This is a genomic window from Nocardioides psychrotolerans, assembly GCF_943371775.1.
Lineage (GTDB): Bacteria > Actinomycetota > Actinomycetes > Propionibacteriales > Nocardioidaceae > Nocardioides > Nocardioides psychrotolerans_A.
On record NZ_CALRWD010000128.1, the window covers coordinates 1 to 6,828 of the forward strand.

At 70.5% G+C, this 6,828-nt stretch carries 8 protein-coding genes; all 8 read left to right on the forward strand.

Annotated features, from left to right (window positions below; translation table 11 throughout):
- The first annotated feature begins 101 nt into the window (after positions 1-101).
- The 8 genes from rapZ to AAG827_RS21730 all read left to right on the forward strand — a co-directional run bounded on the left by rapZ (position 102) and on the right by AAG827_RS21730 (position 6,787).
- Positions 102-983, forward strand: a complete 882-nt coding sequence (gene rapZ, locus AAG827_RS21695; protein WP_341928289.1) for an RNase adapter RapZ — start codon at positions 102-104, stop codon at positions 981-983.
- Between the two features lie 5 nt (positions 984-988).
- The gene (yvcK, locus tag AAG827_RS21700; RefSeq protein ID WP_341928290.1) at positions 989-1,957 is read left to right on the forward strand and encodes a uridine diphosphate-N-acetylglucosamine-binding protein YvcK; all 969 of its coding nucleotides are present in this window, start codon (positions 989-991) and stop codon (positions 1,955-1,957) included.
- 48 nt (positions 1,958-2,005) lie between these two features.
- Positions 2,006-2,992 carry a DNA-binding protein WhiA gene (gene whiA / locus AAG827_RS21705; RefSeq protein WP_309649830.1) on the forward strand — a complete coding sequence of 329 codons (987 nt, stop codon included), beginning with the start codon at positions 2,006-2,008 and terminating at the stop codon, positions 2,990-2,992.
- Between the two features lie 150 nt (positions 2,993-3,142).
- Entirely contained in the window at positions 3,143-4,138 is a 996-nt protein-coding gene (gene gap / locus AAG827_RS21710; RefSeq protein WP_341928291.1) for a type I glyceraldehyde-3-phosphate dehydrogenase, read from the forward strand.
- Positions 4,139-4,140: 2 nt separating this feature from the next.
- Positions 4,141-5,340 carry a phosphoglycerate kinase gene (locus tag AAG827_RS21715; protein WP_341928292.1) on the forward strand — a complete coding sequence of 400 codons (1,200 nt, stop codon included), beginning with the start codon at positions 4,141-4,143 and terminating at the stop codon, positions 5,338-5,340.
- Between the two features lie 5 nt (positions 5,341-5,345).
- Entirely contained in the window at positions 5,346-6,143 is a 798-nt protein-coding gene (tpiA, locus tag AAG827_RS21720) for a triose-phosphate isomerase (RefSeq protein WP_341928293.1), read from the forward strand.
- Positions 6,144-6,174: 31 nt separating this feature from the next.
- Positions 6,175-6,411 (forward strand): preprotein translocase subunit SecG, encoded by a 237-nt coding sequence (secG, locus tag AAG827_RS21725; protein ID WP_309649834.1) that lies wholly within the window; start codon positions 6,175-6,177, stop codon positions 6,409-6,411.
- Between the two features lie 16 nt (positions 6,412-6,427).
- Entirely contained in the window at positions 6,428-6,787 is a 360-nt protein-coding gene (locus AAG827_RS21730) for an RNA polymerase-binding protein RbpA (RefSeq protein WP_091114101.1), read from the forward strand.
- Positions 6,788-6,828: the final 41 nt, after the last annotated feature.

Genomic DNA, 6,828 nt, shown 5'->3' on the forward strand with positions numbered 1-6,828 from the left:
GGCGAGCGCACGGCCACCGCCATCAAGGACGCGGTCGCCCAGGCCTCGTCGACCGGCAAGACTGTCTCCGTCAACACGGCGACCGGAGAGATCGAGGAGTCATGACCGAGGAGACAGCGCCCCCGACCGTCGGTGAGCTGGTCGTCGTCACCGGGATGACCGGCGCCGGTCGCAGCACGGCGGCCAAGGAGCTCGAGGACCTCGGCTTCTACGTCGTCGACAACCTGCCTCCGAGCCTCCTGCCCGACGTCGTCAAGCTGGTCGACGACGGCCTCGGCCCCACCCAGGGCATCGCGGTGGTCGTCGACGTCCGCTCGGGCTCCTTCTTCCACACCCTGCACGCCAACCTCGCCCAGGGGGCGACCGGTCGACGCACGACGCTGCTGTTCCTCGACGCCTCCGACGAGGTGCTGGTGCGCCGCCAGGAGGCGGCGCGACGCCCGCACCCGCTCCAGGCGACCGGTCGGCTCCTCGACGGCCTCCAGCGCGAGCGCGCTGTCCTGGCTGACCTGCGCAGCGACGCCGACCTCATGATCGACACCACGGCCCTCAACGTGCACCAGCTCACCGACCGCGTGGCCGAGGCCTTCGGCACGGTGCACTCGACCCGGCTCAAGGTCAACGTCGTGAGCTTCGGCTTCAAGTACGGCATCCCGGTCGACGCCGACTTCGTGGCCGACATGCGCTTCCTGCCCAACCCCTTCTGGGTGCCCGAGCTGCGCGCCGGCACCGGACGCGACGCCGGGGTCGCCGACTACGTCAAGAGCCAGCCCGGGGCCGCGGAGTTCCTCGACGGCTACGTGCCGGTCCTCGCCGGGGTCTCGGCCGGTTACCTGCGCGAGGGCAAGCGCTTCATGCGCGTCGCCATCGGCTGCACGGGCGGCAAGCACCGCAGCGTCGCGATGAGCGAGGAGATCGGCCGCCGGCTGATCGACCGGGGCCTGGAAGTGCGGGTCACCCACCGCGACCTCGGGCGCGAGTGACGGCGATGAGCGACCTTCGTGCCCAGTCGGTCGTCGCCTTCGGTGGTGGCCACGGACTCTTCGCATCCCTCTCCGCACTGCGGCTCCTCGTCGACGACCTGACGGTCGACGACCTCACCGCCGTCGTCACGGTCGCCGACAACGGGGGCTCCTCGGGGCGCCTGCGCGGCGAGTTCGGGGTGCTGCCGCCGGGTGACCTACGCATGGCCCTGGCGGCACTCTGTGGCGATGACACCTGGGACGTCACGTGGTCCCGGGTGCTCCAGCACCGCTTCGCCGGTGAGGGCGAGATGCGCGGTCACGTCGTCGGCAACCTCCTCATCGTCAGCCTCTGGGAGCTGCTCGGCGACCACGTCGACGCGCTCGACTGGATCGGCCGGCTGCTCGGCGCCAAGGGGCGTGTGCTGCCCATGGCGCTGACGCCGATGGTGATCACGGCCGAGGTGGCCGGCCTCCTCGACGACCCCGGCGAGCTCGTCACGGTGCGCGGCCAGGTGGAGGTCGCGATCACCTCCGGCACCATCTCCTCCATCGCGCTGGAGCCAGCGGACCCCACGGTCTGCCCGCAGGCCGTCGAGGCGATCGGCGCCGCCGACTGGACGGTGCTCGGTCCCGGCTCCTGGTTCACCTCGGTGATCCCGCACCTGATGATCCCCGAGCTCCGGGAGGCGATCGTCACCAGCGAGGCCCGGCTGATCGTGGTGCTCAACCTCGAGGAGCAGCCCGGGGAGACCCATGGGCTCGGCCCGGGCGACCACCTGGCCGCGCTCATCGAGCACGCCCCCGACCTGGCGCCGGCCGTTGTGCTCGCCGATGCCCGGTGCGTCGGCGACGACGCCACGGCCCTGGAGCAGACGGTCGCGTCCTACGGCGCCCGGCTGGTCCTCGCCGACGTGATGGCCGACGACGGGACGCCCCGCCACGACCCGGCCAAGCTCGCGGCCGCCTATGCACACATCATGAGCGGCGACTGATCCGGGGGAGTGGTCGGCGGTTGTTGACTCCCGTGCGAGGATCACGCCATGGCGATGACGGCCCAGGTCAAGGCGGAGTTGTCCAGCACCCAGATCACGAAGACCTGCTGCCGCAAGGCTGAAGTGGCCTCGATGCTGAGGTTCGCGGGCGGTCTCCACATCGTGAGCGGCAAGATCGTCGTCGAGGCCGAGCTGGACACCGGTGCCGCTGCGCGTCGGCTCCGCAAGGACATCGCCGAGGTCTACGGCCACAGCTCCGACGTCGTGATGGTGCAGGGCGCCGGCATCCGCAAGGGCAGCCGCTACATCGTGCGGGTCGTCAAGGACGGCGAGGCCCTCGCGCGCCAGACCGGTCTGCTCGACCAGCGCGGACGTCCGGTGCGCGGTCTGCCGCCGGCGGTCGTGTCCGGTGGCGGCTGTGACGCGGTCGCCGCGTGGCGGGGTGCGTTCCTCGCCCACGGGTCCCTGACCGAGCCGGGGCGTTCGTCCTCGCTCGAGGTCACCTGCCCCGGACCGGAGGCGGCGCTCGCCCTCGTCGGTGTCGCTCGCCGCCTGGGCATCCAGGCCAAGGCCCGCGAGGTCCGCGGTGTCGACCGTGTCGTCATCCGTGACGGGGACGCCATCGGTCAGCTCCTGACCCGGCTCGGCGCCCATGAGTCGTTGATGGCCTGGGAGGAGCGACGCATGCGGCGCGAGGTCCGCGCGACGGCCAACCGGCTCGCCAACTTCGACGACGCCAACCTGCGGCGATCCGCCCGCGCCGCCGTCGCTGCCGGCGCCCGCGTGGAGCGTGCGCTGGAGATCCTGGGCGAGGAGATCCCCGACCACCTCCAGCTCGCCGGCACCCTCCGGCTCGAGCACAAGCAGGCCTCCTTGGAGGAGCTCGGCCAGCTGCACGAGCCGGTGCTGACCAAGGACGCGATCGCGGGCCGGATCCGTCGGCTCCTCGCGATGGCGGACAAGCGGGCCGAGGAGCTCGGGATCCCCGACACCGAGGCGTCGCTGACCCCGGAGATGCTCGCCGACGAGGTCTGAGGTCCCCACATCGGGGGACTGAGGTCCGTTACCCGTGCGTACGTCGGGACGCGGCGGCTCCTGCCCGTCCCCAGGCGATAGGGTCGGAGCGACGCGGCCTGATGAGACCCCGAGGGCCGCCCCACCAGCGCACCGCTAGGAGCATTCGCAGTGACCGTTCGCGTAGGTATCAACGGATTCGGCCGCATCGGCCGCAACTTCTTCCGGGCCGTCGTCGCCTCGGGCGCCGACATCGAGATCGTCGCCGTCAACGACCTCACCGACAACCAGACGCTCGCCACCCTCCTCAAGTACGACTCGATCCTGGGTCGTCTCGACGGGGACGTGACCGCGACCGACACCGAGATCACCGCCGCCGGCCACACCTTCAAGGTCTTCGCCGAGCGCGACCCCGGCGCGCTGCCCTGGGGCGACCTGGGTGCCGACGTCGTCATCGAGTCCACCGGCTTCTTCACCGACGCGACCAAGGCCAAGGCCCACGTCGACGGCGGCGCCAAGAAGGTCATCATCTCGGCCCCGGCCAAGAACGAGGACGTCACGATCGTGATGGGCGTCAACGAGGGCGACTACGACCCCGCCACGCACACGATCATCTCCAACGCCTCCTGCACGACCAACTGCCTCGCCCCGATGGCCAAGGTCCTCAGCGACGAGTTCGGCATCGTCAAGGGCCTGATGACCACCATCCACGCCTACACCGGCGACCAGAACCTCCTGGACGGCCCGCACAGCGACATGCGTCGCGCCCGCGCCGCCGCGCTCAACATCGTCCCCACCTCCACGGGTGCCGCCAAGGCGATCTCGCTGGTCATGCCCGAGCTCAAGGGCAAGCTCGACGGCTACGCCCTCCGCGTGCCCGTGCCCACTGGCTCCGTCACGGACCTGACCTTCGAGGCAGGTCGCGAGACCACCGTCGAGGAGGTCAACGCCGTGATGAAGGCGGCCGCCGACGGTCGCATCCTGCGCTACAGCGAGGACCCCATCGTCTCCAGCGACATCACCACCGACCCGGCGTCCTGCATCTTCGACGCGCCGCTGACCAAGGTCATCGGCAACCAGGTCAAGGTCGTCGGCTGGTACGACAACGAGTGGGGTTACTCCAACCGCCTCGTCGACCTGGTCAACCACGTCGGCGAGACCCTCTGACCGTGTCGGGCATCGACTCCCTGGGGGACCTGCGCGGCAAGCGCGTGCTGGTCCGCTCGGACCTCAACGTGCCGCTCGACGGCACCACCATCACCGACGACGGCCGCATCCGCGCCAGCGTCCCCACCATCCGGGAGCTGGCTGACGCCGGCGCCCGGGTGGTGGTCACCGCGCACCTCGGACGCCCGAAGGGAGCCCCGGAGGACCGCTACTCCCTGCGTCCGGTGGCGGCACGTCTCGGCGAGCTGCTCGGTGCGGACGTCGCCTTCGCGACCGACACCGTCGGCGACTCCGCCCGCGAGGTCGTGGACGGGCTGGCCGACGGCCAGGTCGCCGTCCTCGAGAATGTCCGGTTCAACCCGGGCGAGACGAGCAAGGACGAGGCCGAGCGCGGTGCTTTCGCCGACCAGCTGGCGGCTCTGGCCGACGCCTTCGTCTCCGACGGCTTCGGCGTGGTCCACCGCAAGCAGGCCAGCGTCTACGACGTCGCCCAGCGGCTGCCGCACGCCATGGGGGGCCTGGTCTCCCGCGAGATCGACGTCCTGCGTCGGCTCACGGTCGACCCGGAGCGCCCCTACGTGGTGGTGCTCGGGGGGTCGAAGGTCTCCGACAAGCTCGGGGTCATCGACAACCTCCTGGGCAAGGCCGACAAGCTCCTCATCGGAGGCGGCATGGTCTTCACCTTCCTCAAGGCCCAGGGCCACGAGGTCGGCAAGAGCCTGCTCGAGGAGGACCAGCTCGACGTCTGCCGGTCCTACCTGACGCGGGCCGAGGAGTCGGGGGTGCAGATCCTGCTGCCGACCGACATCGTGGTCGACACGACCTTCCCGTCGGGTGACGCCGAGCCCCACCCCGTGGTGGTCGGCGCCGACGCGATCCCCGCCGACAGCCTGGGGCTCGACATCGGTCCCGAGTCCGCGGCGGCGTTCGCCGCCGCGCTCAGCGACGCGCGCACGGTCTTCTGGAACGGCCCGATGGGCGTGTTCGAGGTCGGCGCGTTCGCCGAGGGCACCCGCGCGGTCGCGCAGGCCCTCACCACGGTCGACGGCCTCTCGGTCGTGGGTGGTGGCGACTCCGCCGCCGCCGTACGCACGCTCGGCTTCGACGAAGCAACGTTCGGGCACATCTCCACCGGTGGTGGAGCCAGCCTCGAATACCTCGAGGGCAAGGAACTGCCCGGCATCACGGTTCTGGAGGACTGACGACCATGGCCAAGGCCACCCGCACGCCGCTGATGGCGGGCAACTGGAAGATGAACCTCAACCACCAGGAAGCGGTGGTGCTGGTCCAGAAGCTCGCCTGGACGCTGTCCGACAAGCGCCACGACTACGGCAAGGTCGAGGTGGTCGTCGTGCCGCCGTTCACCGACCTGCGCTCGGTCCAGACGCTCGTCGACGGCGACCGGCTCTCCGTCAAGTACGGCGCCCAGGACGTCTCCACCCAGGACTCCGGTGCCTACACCGGTGAGATCTCGGCCGGCATGCTGGCCAAGCTCGGCTGCTCCTACGTCGTGGTGGGTCACTCGGAGCGTCGTGAGATGCACGCCGAGACCGACGAGGTCGTCAACGCCAAGGCCCACAAGGCCCACGCCGCCGACATGGTCCCGATCGTGTGTGTCGGCGAGGGCCTCGCGGTGCGTCAGGCCGGCGAGCACGTCGCCCACACGCTCGCCCAGGTCGACGGCTCGCTGGCCGGCTTCACGGCCGAGCAGGTGGCCGGCCTGGTCGTCGCCTACGAGCCGGTGTGGGCGATCGGCACCGGCGAGGTGGCCACGCCCGAGGACGCGCAGGAGGTCTGCGCCGCCATCCGCGCCCGGGTGCGCGAGGTGCACGGCGATGCTGCGGCCGACGGTCTGCGCATCCTCTACGGCGGTTCGGTCAAGGCCAACAACGTCGCGGGGATCATGGCCAAGGACGACGTGGACGGTGCCCTGGTGGGGGGCGCGAGCCTGCAGGTCGACGAGTTCGGCGGCGTCTGCCGCTTCTACGACATGCCGGTCATCTGATCTCCCACCCCCTGACGTAGGATTCCGCACTGTGACAACGATCTTCACTGCTCTGCTCATCGCCACGAGCCTCCTCCTGATCGGCCTCGTGCTGCTTCACAAGGGGCGCGGTGGCGGACTCTCGGACATGTTCGGCGGTGGCGTCAGCAGCTCGTTGGGCGGCTCGTCCGTCGCCGAGCGCAACCTCGACCGGTTCACGGTCGGCATCGGCGTCATCTGGTTCGCCTGCGTGATCGCGCTGGGCCTGTTGCTCGCCTACCAGAACTGAGAGAGGGACAAGACACGTGGCTGGTGGAGGAAGTGCCATTCGCGGCAGCCGAGTCGGCGCCGGACCGATGGGCGAGGCGGAGCGAGGAGAGGCCGCGCCCCGTCAGCCGGTGAGCTACTTCTGCTCGCGGGGACACAGCTCGGTCGTGACGTTCTCGGTCGAGGCCGTCGCGCCGGACTCGTGGGACTGCCCCAAGTGCGGACTGCCCGCCGGTCGTGACTCGGAGAACGCTCCGCCGGCGACCAAGGTGGAGCCCTACAAGACGCACCTCGCCTACGTGAAGGAGCGTCGCTCCGACAAGGAGGCGGCCGACATCCTCGACGAGGCTGTCCAGCTGTTGCGCTCGCGCCGCAAGTCCGGCGACATCATCTTCTGAGTCTGGTCCCCGACCAGACGCCGAGTCGGCGCGATGTTGCA